This window comes from Psychroserpens sp. (assembly GCF_047633235.1).
Taxonomy (GTDB): domain Bacteria; phylum Bacteroidota; class Bacteroidia; order Flavobacteriales; family Flavobacteriaceae; genus Psychroserpens.
On sequence record NZ_JBLIET010000017.1, the window covers coordinates 35764 to 57416 of the forward strand.

Genomic DNA, 21653 nt, shown 5'->3' on the forward strand with positions numbered 1-21653 from the left:
AGAACAGAAACGACAATGACTGCTTTTTTAACACTTATAATAGTACTTTTTATACTAGTTGCAATTTGGCAAATGGTCAAAATTTTTGATCTTGCTCAAGTGGGTTCCTCGGATAGCCAAGTAGCTACAGATAAAGACAATAAAATTAATGGTTACATGATGATGGGATTTTTGGTCTTCATTTATGCCATTACCATACTTAGTTTTTGGTATTTAGGAGATTTGCCTTTAACATCTAATGCAGCTTCCGAACACGGAACAGAAATAGATAAGTTGATGATTATATCAATGGTTGTTATCTTTATTGTTCAGACTATCACACAATTTTTATTACATTATTTTGCCTTTAAGTATAAAGGGGAAAAAGGCCGTAAGGCTTTATTCTATGCGGACAATAATACATTGGAAGCTATTTGGACGTTTATACCTGTGATTGTTTTGGCAGGTTTAATTATCTATGGTTTATTTACTTGGACAAGTATCATGAACGTGGATGAAACGGATGATCCTTTAATTGTGGAGTTATATGCGCAGCAATTTAACTGGAAAGCTCGCTATGGAGGTGAAGATAATACTCTAGGACTAGCAAATGTAAGATTGATTGATATTAATCGTGCTAATATTTTAGGTGTAGATGAATCTGACCCATACGCACAAGACGATGTTATCACTCAAGAGCTTCACTTACCTGTTGGCAGGCCTGTACTATTTAAAATGCGTTCGCAAGACGTATTGCACTCAGCATATATGCCACACTTTAGAGCGCAAATGAATTGCGTCCCTGGTATGATTACTCAGTTTGGATTTACACCTTCTGTGACTACGGCAGATATGCGTCAAAACCCAGACATTCAGGAAAAAGTAGAGAATATTAACAATATAAGGCTCTCGAAAAGTGTTGAAATAGAAGCTAAAGGGCAAGAATTACTTTACGAGTTTGACTATTTATTATTATGTAATAAGATTTGTGGAAAATCACATTACAACATGCAAATGAAGATTATAGTGGAAACTCAAGAGGAATATGATGCTTGGATGAAAGAGCAAAAAATATTCAAGAATTCTTTAATAAACAACTAAGAAAAAAAGAAATTATATTATGTCAGCAAACGCAGATACTCACTCACACGACGATCACGGGCATCATCACAAGGAGACATTTGTAACTAAATATATATTTAGTCAAGACCATAAGATGATTGCCAAGCAATACCTAATAACAGGTATTCTTATGGGAGTTGTCGGGGTTTTAATGTCTATATTGATGCGTATGCAAATTGCATGGCCAGAGCAACCTAATGCACTTTTTGAGGCATTACTAGGTAAGTGGGCGCCAGATGGTGTTATGGATGCGGATATTTATTTAGCATTGGTAACCATACATGGTACCATTATGGTATTCTTTGTGTTAACCGCTGGTTTAAGTGGTACGTTTAGTAATCTTTTAATTCCGTTGCAAATTGGTGCACGTGATATGGCATCAGGTTTCTTAAACATGGTTTCATATTGGTTGTTTTTCACGTCAAGTGTGATTATGATTTCATCATTCTTTGTTGAGTTTGGACCAGCGGCAGCAGGTTGGACAATTTATCCTCCTCTAAGTGCTTTACCAATGGCCCAAGGTGGCTCTGGTATGGGTATGACTTTATGGTTGGTGTCTATGGCAATATTTATTGCTTCTTCATTGTTGGGCTCTTTAAATTATGTAGTAACCGTATTGAACTTGCGTACAAAAGGGATGTCTATGACAAGATTGCCTTTAACAATTTGGGCGTTTTTCGTAACAGCTATTATTGGTGTGGTATCTTTTCCAGTACTATTAGCTGCGGCATTATTATTAATAATGGATAGAAGTTTTGGAACTTCATTTTTCCTTTCAGATATATTTATACAAGGTGAGGTGTTACACTATCAAGGTGGTTCTCCTGTGTTATTTGAGCATTTATTTTGGTTTCTTGGACATCCAGAGGTTTATATCGTGCTTTTGCCGGCATTGGGTATATCTTCAGAAGTTATTGCAACCAATTCACGTAAACCTATTTTCGGCTATCGAGCAATGGTTATGTCAATTTTGGCAATTGCTTTTCTATCAACCATTGTTTGGGGTCACCATATGTTTGTTTCAGGAATGAACCCATTCTTAGGGTCGGTATTTACGTTTACGACTTTATTAATTGCTATTCCTTCAGCGGTAAAAGCATTCAATTATATAACCACATTATGGAAAGGTAACCTCCAAATGAACCCGGCAATGCTGTTCTCAATTGGTTTAGTGTCTACTTTTATTACTGGTGGTTTAACTGGAATAATTTTGGGCGATAGTGCACTAGATATTAACGTGCATGATACCTATTTTGTTGTAGCTCATTTCCATTTAGTAATGGGTATTTCAGCATTGTATGGCTTTTTTGCAGGGGTCTACCATTGGTTCCCAAAAATGTTTGGTCGCATGATGAACAAAAACTTAGGTTATTTACATTTCTGGGTGACTGCAATCTGTGCTTATGGGGTGTTTTTCCCAATGCACTTTATAGGAATGGCAGGTCTTCCTAGACGATATTATACAAATACTAATTTTCCTTTGTTTGATGATTTAGCAAACACAAATGTTATTATTACGATGTTCGCAATCGTAGGAGCTATTTTCCAATTCGTCTTCTTGTACAATTTCTTTGCTTCTATTTTCTTCGGAAAGAAGGCAGAGCAGAATCCATGGAGATCAAACACACTGGAATGGACTACCCCAGTTGAGCATATTCATGGTAATTGGCCAGGAGAATTACCTCACGTACACCGTTGGTCTTATGACTATAGTAAACCCGGTCATGAGGAGGATTTTGTGCCTCAAAATGTGCCATTATATGATGGTGAAGAAGAACTACAACATTAGGTAAATTCCTTTTAAAAGGAATCTTATTATAAATTATCAAAGACCTTTAGATTGAGCAATCATTCTAAAGGTTTTTTTATTTAGACTGAAATCTAAAATCTTGTTAGTTATTCTGTTCTTCTGTAGTACTATAAAACTATATGACGAATAGAGCTTAATTAGGTCTATGATGACATATACGCATTCAAAAATTTTAATTTTATATTTGGAGGTTGATTGGAAACACCTAAATAGATTGATGTATGATTTGAGTAATCAATTTGTATAAATTTATAATTCGGAATTTGCCTTCGTTATTCATTCTATTGTTTGTTAAGAGTAGTATTCTAGTTGCCTATAAATGAATTCATGAATAGATGTTCTTATTGTAATTGAGACCAGTAGTGATTTCTGAATATTTTGGGTATTCATTAAAAGATAAAGAAGCGGAGCTTAGGGAATTAAATGCCTAAGGTGGATTTAAAAGGAGTCTCTTTTGGAGTTTACGAAGATGTTTCCATTTAAAAAATATCAATAATGTAATTTCTAATCGTTAACTTTGAATTATATAATTACTAAAGATTCCCGCTTTCGTGGGAAACGCTATGAACGAAAACCTAGACCCAACAGACGAGAATTTTACACCCGAAGAATTGGATGTTGAAAAAAAGTTAAGACCCTTATCTTTTGATGATTTTACGGGCCAGGATCAAGTCTTAGAAAATCTTAAAATTTTTGTTCAGGCTGCTAATGGCAGAGAGGAAGCTTTAGATCACACCTTATTTCATGGACCTCCAGGATTAGGTAAAACGACCTTGGCACATATTTTAGCTAGTGAACTTAATGTGAGTATTAAAGTGACTTCTGGTCCTGTATTGGATAAGCCAGGGGACTTAGCAGGGCTGCTTACTAACCTTGATGAACGTGATGTGTTGTTTATTGATGAAATTCATCGATTGAGCCCTATTGTAGAAGAGTATTTATATTCGGCAATGGAAGACTATAAAATTGATATCATGATTGAGTCAGGGCCTAATGCAAGAACTGTTCAAATCAATTTAAATCCGTTCACGTTAATTGGAGCAACTACGCGTTCAGGATTATTAACGTCTCCAATGCGAGCACGTTTTGGGATTCAAAGTAGACTTCAGTATTACAATACAGAATTATTAACCACAATCGTTCAGCGTAGTTCCTCTATTTTGGGCGTGCCAACTTCAATGGAAGCGGCTGTAGAAATTGCAGGGAGAAGTCGTGGTACTCCAAGAATTGCAAATGCGTTGTTAAGGCGTGTTCGAGATTTTGCTCAAATTAAAGGTAACGGTAGTATTGATATTAAAATTGCAAAGTTTGCGTTAGAGGCCCTTAATGTTGACGCACACGGTTTGGATGAAATGGATAATAAAATTTTGTCAACTATAATTGATAAATTTAAAGGCGGACCTGTTGGAATTACAACAATTGCGACTGCTGTAAGTGAAAGTGCCGAAACTATCGAAGAAGTTTATGAGCCATTTTTAATTCAACAAGGCTTTTTAATGCGCACTCCTCGTGGTCGTGAAGTGACTGAGCAGGCCTATAAACATTTAGGTAAAATCAAAGGTCCAGCCCAAGGCGGACTATTTTAGTAACTAATCAAAAGATCACGCTTAGCTTGTTATTTGAGCATAGTCGTAGTTTATTAAAAGACAAATCTTAATTGTGAGCATAAATAAACGAATCCCAGAAGTTCCCCTTTTAAAATTTATTAGGCATTCTTTAGAAATTCTTAAAAACCCATTACCATTTCACAATACTAATTTCAAAGAACAAGGCGATGTTTTTAGATTGAAAATTGGGTTCAATAATAGTGTCGTTTTTTGCAGAGATGCTGCTTTTGCCGTATATGTGCTTCAGAAGAATCAAAAGAACTATAAGAAATCTAAAATTCAAACCGTAGACTTAGTCAAATATGTAGGTGAAGGTTTATTGACTTCCGAAGGAGAAAAATGGAAGAAGCAACGTAAAATGATGCAACCTGCTTTTCATAAAAAGCAACTCGAGAACTTGTTAAGTGGAATGCAAGATACTATAGTTTCAGAATTTAAAAATATTGATACAAATAAGGTTATCGATGTGTTTCCTATCCTTAACGACTTGGCATTCCAAACGGTCGTGAAGTCTTTATTTACTAAAGCAGCAATAGCAAAAGATATGGAAAGGCTTCAGTTTATAACCGAGGCCAATCAAAGAATGTTAGTCAAAGAACTGCGCCAGCCTTATTTAGCGTGGTGGTTCAAAATGAGAGGAACGCTAGACCAATATGTTGAGCTATCAAAAGAAGCAAGAACTATTCTAAAAGGCATCGTTGAACAAAGAAAAGCCTCAGGTAAACGTTACGATGATTTATTGGATATGCTTTTAGAGACGAAGTATGACGATGGTAAGGGAATGAGCGAAGAACAGCTTATCGATGAAATCTTAATTATTTTTACTGCTGGACACGAAACAACATCTAATGCATTAACTTTTACGTTTCAATTATTGGCTAAACATCCTGAATGGCAAGATAAAATTCGCGAAGAATGGTTAAAATTAGGTGGAGACGATACAGATTTAATGACTCGAGTTTCAACATCTAAAGTTTGTCAACAAGTATTGGAAGAGTCTATGCGACTGTATCCACCAGCTTACTTTATTGACCGTGTCAATATAGAGGCAGATCAATTTAATGGTATGGATTTTGAGCCGGGTTGTAATTTGTTGTTTTCGGTTTATGAAATACATAGGCATCCAAAATTATGGGAGCAACCAAGTGTTTTTATGCCTGAGCGCTTCGCTGAAGGCTCTCGACCATTTTCGTCTCAATATTTTCCTTTTGGTGCAGGACCAAGGAAGTGTATTGGTAATAATTTTGCGATGTTTGAAATGATTATTGCTGTGACTGAGTTAATTTCAAAATTTAAGATACATGCAGAGTTTGACGAGATTGATATTACTCCTTTAATTACATTGAAACCAAAAAATGCTTTTTTAAGATTTGAAGAGAGAGTATAGTTTTTAAGGTTTATTTCCTCTAATAAAGGTAGTACTTTAGCTTAGATTAAATGATATGACCTAATAAATACGGCTTTTATCTATTTTATTTATCTGCGATTTTAAATTGATTTACTTTTCCCTCGCTATTAAATCAATTAAAATGAAAAGATTACGAAACCGAGTTTTCGTCATTACGGGAGTTATGACAGTATTAATGTCATGTGCATCAGATAATGATAACTATGAACCAATTCCTTCTCAAGGAATCTTAGAGAGCAGAATAATTGAACTTTATGGCTCTAAGGAGGCTTTAATTCAACCATTATCTACAGATTTTAACTTAATCCCTAACGACCCTAATAATCCAATTACTGAGGCAAAAGTGGCGTTAGGTCAAATGCTTTTTCACGAAACAGGAATCGCTATGAATCCAAATATTGATGAAAGTATGCAAATGTACTCTTGCGCAAGTTGTCATCATGCTAAAGCAGGTTTTCAAAGTGGTATTTTACAAGGTATTGGAGAAGGTGGAAACGGTTTTGGGATCAACGGTGAAGGTCGATTTAAAAACCCTTTATACGCAGAATCAGACCTAGATGTTCAACCCATTAGAACACCTACGACATTAAATGTTGCTTATCAAGATGTAATGCTATGGAATGGTCAATTTGGTGGTACGGGAACAAATCAAGGCACTGAGGCTAATTGGACGGTTGGCACACCTAAAGAACATAATAATCTTGGTTTTGAAGGTGTAGAAACTCAAGCTATTGCAGGTTTAGATGTTCACAGAATGACTATAGATCAAGATTTTATACAGAACTCGGCGTACAAGGATATGTTTGACGAAGCATTTCCAAATATTGCTGTACCACAGCGTTATTCCAAATTAAATGCAGCGTTAGCTGTTGCCGCTTACGAGCGTATATTATTGCCTAATCAAGCGCCTTTTCAACAATGGTTAAACGGAAACGAGAATGCCTTAAATGAGCAAGAAATAGATGGAGCACTTTTGTTTTTTGATGATGCTAAATGCTACTCATGTCACTCTGGACCAGCTTTAAATGGAATGGATTTTTATGGTTTAGGCATGAAAGATTTAGCAGGAGATGATGTATTAACGTTAATAGACGCTGGAACAAAGAGAGGTAGAGGCGGTTTTACTAATAATCCAGAAGATGATTATAAATTTAAAACACCTCAGCTATACAATTTAAAAGATGTCACATTCTTTGGTCATGGAGGCAGTTTTCAATCTATAGAAGCCATTATTCGTTATAAAAATAATGCTGTTTCAGAAAACCAAGAAGTGCCATCAGGTCAAATTTCACCTCTATTTACACCCCTTAATCTAACAGATGAGGATATTGAGGCGATTACTGCTTTTCTAGAAAACGCACTTTATGATAGTAACTTACAGCGCTATGTGCCAGAAGAATTACCAACGGGTAATTGTTTCCCTAATGCAGATCCAATGTCTGCTCAGGATATGGGTTGTGATTAATTTATTACATTTTAGAGGATCATAAAACACTTAAATCTACTTTAGATGTTTAAATTTGGAGGTGAATAAAACGAAACACTCTCAATTTATTAAAACAGAAGCCAAACGTCTTGGCTTTTTGTCTTGTGGAATCAGTAAAGCTGGATTTTTAGAAGAAGAAGCGCCTAGACTAGAAAAATGGTTGAAGAACAATGCGCATGGCGAAATGCGTTACATGGAAAATCATTTTGATAAACGCCTCGATCCTACAAAATTGGTTGAAGGTTCTAAAAGTGTGGTATCACTACTCTTAAATTATTATCCTTCGGAAATTCAAAACCCGGAAAGCTATCAACTTTCTAAATACGCTTATGGGACCGATTATCACTTTGTCATTAAAGATAAACTGAAAGAACTATTACAATCCATCCAAGATGAAATTGGAGATGTCCATGGACGAGCGTTTGTCGATTCTGCACCTGTATTAGATAAAGCTTGGGCTGCAAAATCTGGTTTGGGATGGATTGGTAAACACAGTAATTTATTGACCCAACAAATAGGCTCCTTTTATTTCATTGCAGAGCTTATTATCGATTTAGACTTAGAATACGACTACGCTACTACCGATCATTGTGGAACATGCACAGCATGTATCGAGGCCTGTCCAACAGAGGCCATCACAGAGCCTTACGTTGTAGATGGCAGTAAATGTATTTCTTATTTTACGATAGAACTCAAAGAGAATATTCCTTTAGACTTTAAAGGCCAATTTGACGATTGGATGTTTGGTTGTGATATATGTCAAGATGTGTGCCCTTGGAATAAATTTTCAAAAGCACATAGTGAGCCGCTGTTTAATCCACATCCTGAGTTATTAGATATGACGAAAAAAGACTGGGAAGAGATTACAAAAGACACCTTTAATAAAGTCTTTAAAAAGAGTGCGGTTAAGCGCACTAAGTTTGACGGGTTAGAACGGAATATTAAGTTTTTGAAAGAGTAAATTTCCGAAGAAAACCAAACACTTCCTCATTTAAGTTCCTCGTAAAACATGTACATTTGTAATTCGGTTTGTCATCAACTATAATTACAAATTGATTAATCCACACATTTATGAGCAAGGAAAGTAAACGCAGAGAAGCTTTAGTGTATCACGCAAAACCAAGACCAGGAAAAATCCAAGTAGTTCCTACAAAAAAATATGCAACACAAAGAGATTTGTCCCTTGCATATTCACCAGGAGTGGCAGAGCCTTGTTTAGAAATTGAAAAAGATAAAAAAAACGTATATAAATATACTGCTAAAGGTAATTTAGTGGCGGTTATCTCTAATGGTACAGCTGTTTTAGGTTTAGGGAATATTGGCCCGGAAGCGTCTAAACCTGTAATGGAAGGGAAGGGCTTACTATTTAAAATATTCGCAGATATCGACGTGTTTGATATTGAAGTTGATACAGAAAATGTTGAGGAATTCATTCAAACAGTAAAGATGATTGCTCCAACTTTTGGAGGTATTAATCTAGAGGATATTAAAGCTCCTGAAGCTTTTGAAATTGAGCGTCGTTTAAAAGAGGAGTTAGATATTCCTGTGATGCATGATGACCAACACGGTACTGCTATTATTTCTGCGGCTGCATTATTAAATGCTTTAGAAATTGCAGAAAAGAAAATTGAAGACGTGCAAATTGTCATTAGTGGAGCAGGTGCAGCAGCTATTTCTTGTTCTCGATTATATCAAGCATGTGGAGCCAAGCGTGAAAACATGGTAATGTGTGATAGTAAAGGTGTGATTAGAGATGATCGCGATACCTTATCTAAAGAAAAGGCAGAATTTGCAACCCATCGTAAAATTGACACACTAAGGGAAGCCATGCAAGATGCAGATGTTTTTATTGGGTTATCAATGGCAGATATTGTAGATCAAGCAATGTTAAAAACAATGGCGAGCAATCCAATTGTGTTTGCTATGGCAAATCCAAATCCAGAAATAAAATACCAATTGGCGATAGATGCTCGTGATGATATTATCATGGCGACAGGACGAAGTGATAATCCAAATCAAGTAAATAACGTACTGGGTTTTCCTTTTATATTTAGAGGCGCTTTAGACGTGCGAGCGACAAAAATTAATGAAGCTATGAAAATGGCTGCAGTTTTTGCGTTGGCAAAATTAGCGAAAGAGCCAGTGCCAGAGCAAGTAAATATAGCCTACGGTGAAACGCGTTTAACATTTGGTAGAGATTATATAATCCCTAAACCGTTTGATCCTAGACTTATTGCAGAAGTTCCTCCAGCGGTTGCTAGGGCCGCCATGGAAAGTGGTGTTGCTACAGAGCCAATTGAAGATTGGGAAAAGTATAAAGATGAGTTATTAGAACGATTAGGCTCTGATAATAAAGTGGTTAGATTATTAATAAATAGAGCTAAACTCAATCCAAAACGTGTTGTTTTTGCAGAGGCAGATCATTTAGATGTTTTAAAAGCTGCACAAATTGTTTATGATGAAGGGATTGCAACACCAATACTTTTGGGAAGAAAAGAGACCATTTTAAAACTCATGGAGGAGATTGAGTTTGACGCTGATATAGAAATTATTGATCCAAAATCTGACGAAGAAGAAGAACGGAAAAACAAGTATGCTAAAGTCTATTGGGAACAGCGCAAACGTAAAGGTGTGACGTTGTTTTCCGCAGAAAAATTAATGCGAGAGCGTAATTATTTTGCTGCTATGATGGTGAATGAAGGCGATACAGATGCTTTAATTTCTGGGTATTCTAGAAGTTACCCAGTGGTTGTTAAACCTATGTTAGAATTAATTGGTTTAGCTCCAGGTTCTACAAGGATAGCGACCACTAATGTCATGATGACACAACGCGGACCGATGTTTTTGAGCGATACCTCAATAAATATTAATCCGTCAGCAAATGATTTAACAAGAATTGCTCAAATGACAGCCGGAGTTGTCAAAATGTTTGGGATGGAACCTGTTATGGCGATGATATCTTATTCTAATTTTGGGTCTTCAAAAAATCAAACGGCTGTAAAAGTTAGAGAAGCTGTTGAGTATTTGCATAAAAGACACCCAGATTTAGTTGTAGATGGTGAGTTACAAACCGATTTTGCATTAAACAAAGAGATGCTTCAGGATACATTTCCATTTTCTAAGTTAGCGGGTAAAAAAGTAAACACGCTGATTTTTCCAAATTTAGAATCTGCAAATATCACGTATAAATTACTTAAAGAATTGAATAAAGCAGATTCGATTGGTCCAATAATGATGGGAATGAGAAAGCCTGTTCATATTCTGCAGTTAGATGCAAGTGTTGACGAAATAGTAAACATGACTGCTATTGCTGTGATCGATGCGCAACAAAAGGAAAAACAAGCAGCACGACTACAGAGTGCTTTACCCAACTAATCCACTTTGAAATGTAAATAATTTTATTACATTTGATTTTTAAATCCGAATTAAGAAATAGAACTTCATTATGAAGGTTAAACCGGCGAAGGATTATAACTTATTTTAAGTTTAAGCACATGATTTTTATGCTTAAATATCTAGGTGTACTATAGTTGTTGGAAGTAGTTTTTAAAATGTAATAGATTTTCTATTTTTTAATTTGGAGGTAACCCAAGTGAAAAATGATTACACACATACAAGGTAAATTGGTAGAAAAAAACCCAACAGATGTCGTTATCGATTGTAATGGTGTTGGTTATCTTTTGAATATTTCATTACATACATTTTCTCAAATTCCAGACCAAGAGGCTCTTAAGTTATATACACATTTAATTGTACGTGAGGATTCTCATACACTGTTTGGTTTTTCATCTGTTTCTGAACGTGAAATTTTTAAGCTTCTATTATCGGTAAGTGGTATTGGAGCTAATACTGCTCGTATGATGCTGTCGTCATTAACGCCACAACAGGTTAAAGAGGGTATTGCACTTGGTGATGTTGCGTTAATTCAGTCTATTAAAGGTATTGGAGCAAAGACTGCAGCACGTGTGATATTAGATTTAAAGGATAAAGTGCTTAAAGTTTATGATATTGACGAAGTTTCTGTTAATATGAGCAATACCAATAAAGATGAAGCGTTATCTGCTTTAGAAGTTTTAGGATTTACTAAAAAGCAATCTGAGCGCGTTGTAGACAAAATTGTATCGCAACACCCAGACGCAACTGTAGAAAATATAATTAAAGACGCTTTAAAAAATTTATAGAAATTTGAGTACAACTAACTTTACTTTTTCGAAATTATATCGACTACTATTTATTATTGCTTTAGTATTGTTTAGTGGTTTAGCTTATGCTCAAACTAATCCTATAGATCAAGATTCTACAAGAACAGGTTTTTCATTAGGACGATTAAGTATCCCAAACCCGCAAAGTATAGTTTCAAAATATACTTACGATCCTATTACAGACAGATATATTTACACAGAAACCGTAGGGAAGTTTAACATTAATTATCCCATAATTTTAACACCAGCAGAATTTCAAAGACTCGTATTACTCGAGCAACAACAAAAATATTATAAGCAAAAAATTGATGCTGCTGCTGGACAAAAAGAAGGTTCGGAGGAAGAGCAAAAAAACTTATTGCCAGAATTTTATATCAACTCAGGGTTTTTTGAAACTATTTTCGGAGGAAATACGATTGAAGTGATTCCTCAAGGTTCTGCAGAAGTAGATTTAGGGATCTTATTTACTAAACAAGATAATCCAACATTCTCGCCTAGAAACCGAAGTAATTTCACCTTTGATTTTGATCAGCGTATCAGTTTAAGTTTATTGGGTAAGGTAGGGACACGTTTGCAAGTCACTGTTAATTACGATACGGAGTCTACATTTGATTTTCAGCAATTGACTAAATTAGAATACACACCAACAGAAGATGATATCATTAGAAAGATTGAAGTAGGTAATGTGAACATGCCTCTTAACAGTTCTTTAATAACTGGTGCACAGAGTTTATTTGGTGTTAAAACCGAGTTACAATTTGGAAAGACGAGAGTCACAGCTATTTTTTCAGAACAACAATCACAGTCGCAGTCTGTAGTTGCACAAGGAGGAGGAACTGTAGAAGAATTTGAGTTTTTTGCAAGAGACTATGATGAAAACAGACACTATTTTTTAGCACACTATTTTAGAGATACTTATGACGAATCGATGTTGCGATATCCCTTTATTGCTAATAATGTTCAGATTACTAGAGTAGAGGTGTGGGTTACCAATAGGAGTAATCAGACCGACAACGTAAGAAACGTCGTCGCACTGCAAGATTTAGGGGAATCAGATTACAACCCTGCTGACACCGCAAATGATAATATTGGTTTAGATAATCCACCAGCTGGATTTATCAATGCTCCAACAGGGTCGTTTCCAGATAATGGGAATAATGATTTCGACCCAACAAATATAGGGGGAGCCGGTTCATTATTATCAACAGCAGTGAGAGATATTACAACTGCAGAGCAAGGCATATTAGTTCCTGCGAATGAAGGTTTTGACTTTGGTAAACTAGAGAATGCAAGAAAATTAGAACAAGGGAGAGATTACGCGTTAAGTCAGCAATTAGGTTATATTTCCTTAAATCAAAGATTACTCAATGACGAGATTCTAGCCGTTGCATTTCAATACACTATTGGTGGGGAAGTGTTTCAAGTGGGTGAATTTGCTAATGACGGTGTGAATTCTACAGCCTCAGGAAATGATACGGATAGTGATAATATTCCAGATTCTATTGATGCCGATGTCAATGGCGATGGTACAGTAGATAATGGACCTGATACTGATAATGACGGAATAAACGATACTGGTGATGCTGATATTAACGGCGACGGAACAATAGACAATGGTCCTGATATTAATTTTGATGGTGTTAATGATAATTTTATAACTGTTCAAGAAGGTTCCACACAAAGTTTAATAGTTAAAATGCTTAAAAGTCCAATCACAGATGTGAATCAACCTATTTGGGATTTAATGATGAAAAACATTTATGATACAGGCGCTTTTCAGCTAGATAGAGAAGATTTTAGGCTTAATATTTTTTATACGGAAGCGTCGCCTTTAAACTATATTTCACCTGTTGATGGTACTCCATTTCCTGTGTTTGGAAATAATACTCCTTTTGATACATCAGATGATGGAGAAATTATAGATACACCATTAATTAGACTATTTCATTTAGATAGATTAAATTTTAACAATGACCCGCAGGCTGGTGGTGACGGGTTCTTTGATTTTGTTCAAGGCACGACTGTTTTGACTCAAAACGGAAAAATTATATTCACAAAAACAGAACCTTTTGGTCGTTACCTCTTTGATATTCTTGATGATGATGGTAATGGGATTGATAATGAAGCAGATTATAATTATGATGGTCCAATAATGGGTAATCCATATAATCCTAATCAAGAAAAGTATGTTTATGATATTCTCTATAAGCAAACCAAAACGGCTGCTTTAGATGAAGCAGAGAAAAATAAATTTCAAATAAAAGGACGTTACAAATCTTCGGGAGGAGATGGGATTCCGTTAGGAGCATTTAATGTTCCTAGAGGATCAGTGATTGTTACTGCTGGAGGACGAACCTTAGTTGAGGGCCAAGACTATACCGTGAATTATCAAATTGGTCGTGTTTATATTATTGATGAAGCTTTAAAGTCCTCTAACATTCCTATCAATGTTGCTGTAGAAAACAATGCCGTATTTGGACAACAGACAAGACGTTTTACAGGGGTTAATGTAGAACATCAGTTTAATGAAAACTTTGTATTGGGAGCGACGCTTTTAAATTTAAATGAACGTCCAATTACACAAAAAGCTAACTTTAATACAGAGCCAATTAATAATACAATATTTGGTTTTAATGGTAATTTCTCAACTGAAGTACCTTTCTTTACAAGATTGGTTAATAAATTACCAAATATAGATACAGATGCACCTTCAAATCTATCCGTTAGAGGTGAGTTTGCTTATCTCGCACCAGGAGCTCCAAAGGGAACAGACTTTAATAATGAAGCGACTGCTTACATAGATGATTTTGAAGGCACTCAAGGAGCCATAGATTTGTTATCACCTCAGTCTTGGTTCTTGGCAAGTAGACCAAGAGGTCTGGGTAAAGTGTATGTAGGTTTTGGCGGTGAAGATGAAAATGGTATTCAAAATGGTTTTGATAGAGCACTATTAAATTGGTACACTATTGATCCTATTTTTTACAGCAACCAACGTCCAGATGAAATTAGTGATGATGACGTTTCAGATCTATACACAAGACGTGTATTTATTGATGAAGTCTTTCCACAATTAGATATTGCTCAAGGACAAAGTACAGTAATCAATACTTTAGATTTAGTGTATTATCCTTCGGAAAGAGGACCTTACAACTTTGACCAAGACGCCGTTGGAGATAATTTAAATACAGATGATAGTTGGGCAGGAATCACGAGACAAATTACCTCTACAGATTTTGAGCAAGCCAATGTAGAATATATTGAATTTTGGGTTCAAGATCCATTCTTAAATAATCCAAATGCTGGTCAATCTGGAAAGTTGTTTATCAATTTAGGTAATATTTCTGAAGATGTATTAAAAGATGGAAAGAAACAATATGAAAATGGATTGCCAGAAGATGGTGATATCACTCCAATATTACCGGCAACCTCTTTTCAAACGGTTGTGCCTCGAAATCAATCATTAATTTACACGTTTTCTACAGGTGGAGAGGAGCGTAATAATCAGGATGTAGGCTATGATGGTTATGATGATGCCGAAGAACTAGCACAATTTGGTGGTGCATTTGGTGACGATCCTTCAAAAGATAATTATTCTTATTATTTAAATACTGAAGGAAATATTTTTGATCGTTATAAAAATTATAATGGTCAACAAGGGAATTCTCCAGATGTGTTCACAGACACTAATAGAGGGTCTACGCCACAACCAGATGTTGAAGATATCAATAGAGATAATACCATGAATACGATTGATAGCTATTTTCAATATGAGATAGAGATTAGTCCTGGTTTATTAAACGAGGGTAATCCTTTAATTAATGATATTAAGCCTCGTACAGTAACTTTACCAAATGGTTCAACTGAAAATGTTACATGGTATCAATTTAGAGTTCCAATAGGAGACGGTCCCAGTAGAACGGCTGTTGGAGGTATTTCAGATATTAGATCGGTACGTTTTGCACGTTTATTTTTAACAGATTTTGATGAAACAACGGTATTACGCTTTGCGACTCTTGATTTAGTGCGTAGTGATTGGAGACGATACAATTTGACATTAGATGAAGAACCTAATAATGACAATGACGATACAGATTTTACCGTAGGTGTTGTTGGTCTTCAGCAAAATGAAGGTAATTATGATTTGCCACCAGGAGTAGTCTTAGAACAATTAAATAACAACAACAATATTATTAGACAAAATGAGCAGTCCTTGCAATTGGAGGTTTGTGATTTAGAGCCACAAGATTCTCGTGGTGTGTTTAAAAATATTAATGTAGACATGCGACAGTATAACAAATTACGTATGTTTATTCATGCCGATGCAGGAGAATCAACCACCATGGTCAGTGATGGTGATTTGGTTGGTTTTATTCGTATGGGTAATGACTTTACTCAAAATTACTATCAAATTGAAGTGCCTCTACAAATTTCGTCAGGCATGTCCTCACAAGAATCTATTTGGCCCGAGGTAAATGAGATTAATATTGATTTAGATATATTAGAACAAATAAAATCTATAGGTATTGCAAATGGTTCTCTAGCAGATTTAGAACCAAACTTTTATAACGTTATTGGAGGTGAAGTCACAGAAACATTAGAGTTTGATCCTCCTATTATTGGTCAGCAAAGAGTCGCTATTATAGGAAATCCTAATTTTGGAGATGTAAGAGTCTTAATGGTAGGTGTTAAAAACTCTGGTCAAAGTGGGATGGATACCTGCGGTGAGATTTGGTTTAATGAACTGCGCTTGTCCGATTTAGATAATGAAGGTGGATGGGCTGCAGTAGCTGGATTGGATGCTAATTTCGCAGACTTTGCAAATGTAAGTGCAACAGGACGTATAAGTACAATTGGTTTTGGCTCTGTAGAGCAAAGACCAAATGAACGAAGTAGAGAAGATGTTGAGCAATATGATGTTGTAACTAATTTAAATTTAGGACAGTTATTACCTAAAAAATGGGGGATCCAATTACCCTTTAATTATGCTGTAGGTGAGCAAATTATCACACCAGAGTATGACGAGTTTTATAGAGATATAAAATTACAGGCTCAATTAGATAATACCACGAATCGTGATTCAATCTTAAAGGTTAATGAGAACTACACAAAACGTAAAAGCATTAACTTTATAGGGGTTAGAAAAAATAGAACGGGAGATGCTAAACCACGTTTTTACGATGTAGAAAACTTAACGCTTAATTACTCCTATAATAAAGAAGAGCGTCGTGATTTTGAAATTGAAAGTTCTTTAAGTCAACAAATAAGGGCTGGAGCTAACTATACTTATAGTTTTGATTCCAAACCTATTGAACCCTTCAAGAAAAACGATTCTTTGTTTAGAAATAAATACTGGAAAATCTTAAAAGACTTTAATTTTAATCCAATACCAACAAATTTCTCAGTAAATACTGATATTATTCGCCAGTTTAATAAGCAAAAATTTAGGGAGGTTGATTTAGCAGGAGAAAATATTGGTTTAGAAGAATTATTCCGAAGAAATTACAATTTCAATACGCAATATGCGATCAACTATAACTTGACAAAAGCATTGAGTCTAAACTTTACGGCAGCAAATACAAATATTGTTAGAAATTATTTTGTTGACGACGTTATAAACGGGAGACAAAACCCAAACTTAGATGTGTGGGATGGCTTCTTCGATTTAGGTGATCCAAATATTCAAAATCAGCAATTACAGATTAATTACGAGATTCCTTTATATAAGATTCCTACGCTGAGTTTTATGCGTGCAACATATTCTTATACGGGAGATTTTCAATGGCAGAAAGGATCAGATTTAAATAATAATCTACCTATTCAAAATGAAGATGACTCATTTACGACCTACAATTTAGGTAACTCTATTCAAAACGCGAACACACATAATATCAATTCGACGTTTAACATGGAGACTTTATATAAGCATATAGGCCTTACCAAAAAGAAAAAGAGAGGCTCTAGAACAGGTCAACGTGCCACTCCTGGTGCTTTAGATAAAGACGGTAATAAGGTTGAAACACCAGTTGCACAAAATGGTCCTAGTAAAAAAGGTGTAGGCTCAAAAATATTAGATGGATTTATAGATGCAGTAACGGCTGTAAAACGGATTCAAATCAATTACACTGAGAATAATGGTTCATTCTTACCAGGGTATTTAAGAACTCCCGGTATCATTGGTACTTTTAAACCTACTTTGGGTTACACGTTTGGTAGTCAAAGTGATATTAGGGATTTAGCTGCTAGAAATGGTTGGTTAACCGTATTCCCAGATTTTAATCAGCAATATAGCGAGACTACAAATCGTATTTTAGATATCTCTGCAGATATAGAATTGATTAAAGATTTAAATATAGATTTAACAGGTGGCCGTACATACTCAGAAAGTATGACGCAAAACTTTAGAGTTGAAGATTTTATAGATGCCAATGGTAATCCAGGTTCAGATGGTGTATTAGATTATAATCCGCTAATCACTAATTCCTTCGGAAACTTTAATATATCAACCGCTTTAATTAAAACATCCTTCGATAAGAGCGATGAAAATCAATCTGCAGCATTTGATGATTTTAGAACAAATAGATTGGTAGTCGCTAGACGTTTGGCAAGAGAGTTTTATGGTAATGATAACTTTGCTTTGGATAGTGAAGGCTATCCTTTAGGTTTTGGTAAAAATAGTCAAGCGGTATTACTGCCTTCATTTTTAGCAGCATACAAAGGGACAAATCCAGATAAAATTAGCTTATCTGCTTTTAGAGATATTCCAATTCCAAATTGGCAATTAAAATATACGGGTTTCATGAAAATGAAATGGTTTAAAAAGAACTTTAAGCGTTTCTCTATTACCCATGGTTATCGTTCTAGTTACACGATTAATCAATTTAGAACAAACTTAGATTTAAAACCCGGCGATTTACAACCAGGAGTGGCCTATGAAGATCAGGCTAATTTAAGTGATGTTGTGGATCAATCTGGGAATTTTAAAAATCAAACCATTTTTAGTAATGTCAATTTAGAAGAGCAATTTAGTCCGCTATTTAGACTTGATTTTGAGATGAAAAATTCAGTTAAGATTTTGGCAGAGATGAGAAAAGATAGAATTTTATCGATGTCATTTGATAATAACTTACTTACAGAAATACAAGGTAAAGAATACATCTTAGGTTTAGGCTATCGTATCAAAGATCTTCGTATTCGTTCTAAATTAGCTGGACCCAAACAGATTATTAAGAGTGATTTGAATATGAGAGCTGATGTTTCGGTAAGAAATAATAAAACGATTATTAGATACTTGGATATCTTGAATAACCAAATTACCCAAGGACAAACAGTATATGGTGTAAAATATACTGCAGATTATGCGTTCTCTAAAAACTTGACTGCGATTTTCTACTTTGATTACACATTCTCTGAATACGAAATATCTACTGCATTTCCGCAAACGACGATTAGATCAGGATTTACTTTACGTTACAATTTTGGAAATTAAGTAGTAAATAATATTAAAAAAAATTACATTTGTAATAATATAAAATAGCACAAAATAACATGAATATACCATCAGATTTAAAATACACCAAAGACCATGAATGGATCAAAATTGAAGGTGATACAGCTACAGTAGGTATAACAGATTTTGCTCAAGGAGAACTTGGTGATATCGTATATGTAGAAGTAGAAACTCTGGATGAAACTTTAAAGGTTGAAGAAGTTTTTGGTACTGTTGAGGCGGTTAAAACAGTATCAGATTTATTTTTACCATTGTCTGGTGAGATTTCTGAGTTCAATGAGAGTTTAGAAGACGATCCAGAAAAAGTAAATACAGATCCTTATGGTGACGGTTGGATGATTAAAATTAAATTCTCTGATGCTTCAGAAATTGATAATCTATTATCTGCCGATGATTACAAAGCTCTTATTGGCGCTTAAAAAATGGGCTCTGCCGATTTTAGTTTTGTATGCGCTTGCATTAACCATTGGTAGTTTAGCTCAGATAGGCGATATTCCAAGTTTAGGGTCTTCCTTTGATGATAAAATTTACCACGTAATAGCTTATTTTTTTTTTACTGTTTTAGTTTATAATTCTTGTAAAAGAAGAACAGTAGTCTATGCAATACTTATTTCAGCAATATGTGTTATCCTTTATGGCATTGTTATTGAAGTATTGCAACAGGTATTGACATCGTATCGAACTTTGGATATATACGATGTTATGGCAAATGCTTTAGGAGTTGCCTTTGCAGCCCTAATCATAGGACTTAAAAATAAACTAAAGTTAAAATGAATTAATAGCTTGCTTTTTTAACAAATATTTGGTTAATTTAGCAATCAGAAAACCTTTTAAGCACATGGAACCCAAAAAGAATATTAAATCAGATGTAAGTAGAAACAGTTCGCTGTATTTTGCGGTGGGTATGACCCTTATGATGGCGCTAACCTATATAACTATCAATTATAAGACTTTTGAGAAAGAGGCTATTGATATTGGACAGTTAGATTTAGATGCTCTTGAAGAAGAGGATATTCCAATTACAGATCAAAAAATAGTTCCACCACCACCACCACCACCACCACCAGTCGTGCCAGAGGAAATCGAAATTGTGGAAGATGAAAAGGAAATTGAAGAAACAGTAATCGAATCTACTGAAACAGATCAACAAGAAGAAATTGTTGAGGTTGAGGATATAGAGGTTGAAGAGGTAGAGGAAGATATAGACGTCCCTTTTAACGTTATTGAAAACGTACCCGTTTTTCCAGGCTGTGAAAACGAAAAAGGAAATAATGCTAAAAAGCAATGTATGTCTGATAAGATTGCAAAATTTGTAAATAGAAAATTTAATACAGATTTAGCTGCTGATTTGGGTTTATCTGGAAGACAACGAATCAACGTCATCTTTAAAATTGATAAAGCTGGTAATATTGTAGGTGTTCAAGCAAGAGCTCCACATCCAGGTCTTGAGAAAGAGGCTAAGAGAGTTATTAGGTTATTACCAAAAATGAAGCCAGGTAGGCAAAGAGGGAAGCCGGTAAATGTTCCTTACTCGTTACCAATTTTATTCCAAGTACAAGACTAGATATAATCAAACATATCATAAAATTTCAAAATCCCATCTAATTAGTTAGATGGGATTTTTACTTTGGTATGCTTATTGAGATTTCATCATAATATTAACATTATAAATTAAATATTATGAAAGATTTTAAAAAAATGCACGTTATTGCTGGTCAGAGCAATGGAAAAGTGCAAAAATCACAAAAGCACGATGCGAATTTACAAAAGAATTCATCGTTGTATTTTCAAATCGGACTCATTCTTTGTCTTTTAGGGACTTATGGGATGTTTGAGATGAAGTTTGAGACTAGAAATAGTGACCAAGCTACTCTAGAACCTCTTAGCCTCGACAACTCTACATTTATTATGCCTGCTTATGTTGTAGAGCCAAATGCTCCAGTACAAAAACCTGTTAAAAGGAAGAAGCAACAAATTATCACTAACAAAATTAAAATTGTTAAGAATAATGTGAATGCTCCGTTGGTAGATATTGTGACCACACCTGTTGTTCTCTCAAAGCCTATAGATCCTAATTCTTTAGTAAAGAATGAGAAGCCAGAGGATATTAACCCAGACATTTTTAATATGAATGGCGTTGAAATCGTGCCAGTATATCCAGGATGTGAACAAATGATAACGAACGATGAACGAGTCAAATGCATGAATGAAAAGATTACAAAATTGGTGCAACGTAAATTTGATACTGATTTGGCTGGTGAACTTGGATTGTCTGGAACGCAACGTATTAATGTGCAATTTAAAATTGATCAAAATGGTAATGTTACAGATATTTTAACCAGAGCTCCGCATCCAGGCTTAGAAAAAGAAGCAGAACGTGTGACTAATAAAATCCCTCAAATGAAACCTGGTCTTCAAAGAGAAAAGCCAGTTTCGGTTCTGTATAATTTACCAATTGTATTTAGAGTGAATTAAATCGTTACATTTCCGAAGTAAAAACAGAAAGCGGTCAAGGACTATTCATAGTTTAAG

General features: G+C 35.0%; 13 protein-coding genes. All 13 read left to right on the forward strand.

The genetic code is table 11. The features are described 5' to 3' along the window. The first annotated feature begins 15 nt into the window (after positions 1–15). The 13 genes from ACJAZK_RS07340 (at position 16) to ACJAZK_RS07400 (ending at position 21596) form a co-directional block, all read left to right on the forward strand. Complete coding sequence (locus tag ACJAZK_RS07340) at positions 16–1080, forward strand: cytochrome c oxidase subunit II (RefSeq protein WP_415223345.1); 1065 nt, start codon at positions 16–18, stop codon at positions 1078–1080. Between the two features lie 19 nt (positions 1081–1099). Continuing rightward, positions 1100–2890 carry a cytochrome c oxidase subunit I gene (locus ACJAZK_RS07345; protein WP_415223346.1) on the forward strand — a complete coding sequence of 597 codons (1791 nt, stop codon included), beginning with the start codon at positions 1100–1102 and terminating at the stop codon, positions 2888–2890. A 584-nt stretch (positions 2891–3474) separates the two neighbouring features. Further along, positions 3475–4497, forward strand: a complete 1023-nt coding sequence (ruvB, locus tag ACJAZK_RS07350; RefSeq protein WP_415223347.1) for a Holliday junction branch migration DNA helicase RuvB — start codon at positions 3475–3477, stop codon at positions 4495–4497. A gap of 73 nt (positions 4498–4570) precedes the next feature. Further along, positions 4571–5905, forward strand: coding sequence for a cytochrome P450 (locus tag ACJAZK_RS07355; protein WP_415223348.1), 1335 nt, complete (start codon positions 4571–4573; stop codon positions 5903–5905). A 142-nt stretch (positions 5906–6047) separates the two neighbouring features. Next, positions 6048–7391, forward strand: coding sequence for a cytochrome-c peroxidase (locus ACJAZK_RS07360; protein WP_415223349.1), 1344 nt, complete (start codon positions 6048–6050; stop codon positions 7389–7391). A gap of 55 nt (positions 7392–7446) precedes the next feature. Continuing rightward, positions 7447–8373 carry a tRNA epoxyqueuosine(34) reductase QueG gene (queG, locus tag ACJAZK_RS07365; RefSeq protein ID WP_415223350.1) on the forward strand — a complete coding sequence of 309 codons (927 nt, stop codon included), beginning with the start codon at positions 7447–7449 and terminating at the stop codon, positions 8371–8373. A gap of 110 nt (positions 8374–8483) precedes the next feature. Next, the gene (locus ACJAZK_RS07370) at positions 8484–10787 is read left to right on the forward strand and encodes an NADP-dependent malic enzyme (protein WP_415223351.1); all 2304 of its coding nucleotides are present in this window, start codon (positions 8484–8486) and stop codon (positions 10785–10787) included. Between the two features lie 224 nt (positions 10788–11011). Beyond that, positions 11012–11593, forward strand: coding sequence for a Holliday junction branch migration protein RuvA (gene ruvA / locus ACJAZK_RS07375; RefSeq protein WP_415223352.1), 582 nt, complete (start codon positions 11012–11014; stop codon positions 11591–11593). A 4-nt stretch (positions 11594–11597) separates the two neighbouring features. After that, the gene (gene sprA, locus ACJAZK_RS07380; RefSeq protein WP_415223353.1) at positions 11598–19100 is read left to right on the forward strand and encodes a cell surface protein SprA; all 7503 of its coding nucleotides are present in this window, start codon (positions 11598–11600) and stop codon (positions 19098–19100) included. A 59-nt stretch (positions 19101–19159) separates the two neighbouring features. Further along, positions 19160–19540 (forward strand): glycine cleavage system protein GcvH, encoded by a 381-nt coding sequence (gcvH, locus tag ACJAZK_RS07385; protein ID WP_415223354.1) that lies wholly within the window; start codon positions 19160–19162, stop codon positions 19538–19540. Continuing rightward, a complete protein-coding gene (locus ACJAZK_RS07390) occupies positions 19512–19895 on the forward strand; it encodes a VanZ family protein (RefSeq protein ID WP_415223355.1) in 384 nt (127 codons plus the stop codon). The genes gcvH and ACJAZK_RS07390 overlap by 29 nt, the downstream gene beginning before the upstream one ends. Before the next feature lie 64 nt (positions 19896–19959). After that, positions 19960–20685: an energy transducer TonB gene (locus tag ACJAZK_RS07395; RefSeq protein WP_415223356.1), complete on the forward strand. Its 726-nt coding sequence runs from the start codon at positions 19960–19962 to the stop codon at positions 20683–20685. 116 nt (positions 20686–20801) lie between these two features. Further along, positions 20802–21596, forward strand: coding sequence for an energy transducer TonB (locus ACJAZK_RS07400; protein WP_415223357.1), 795 nt, complete (start codon positions 20802–20804; stop codon positions 21594–21596). Positions 21597–21653 lie beyond the last annotated feature (57 nt).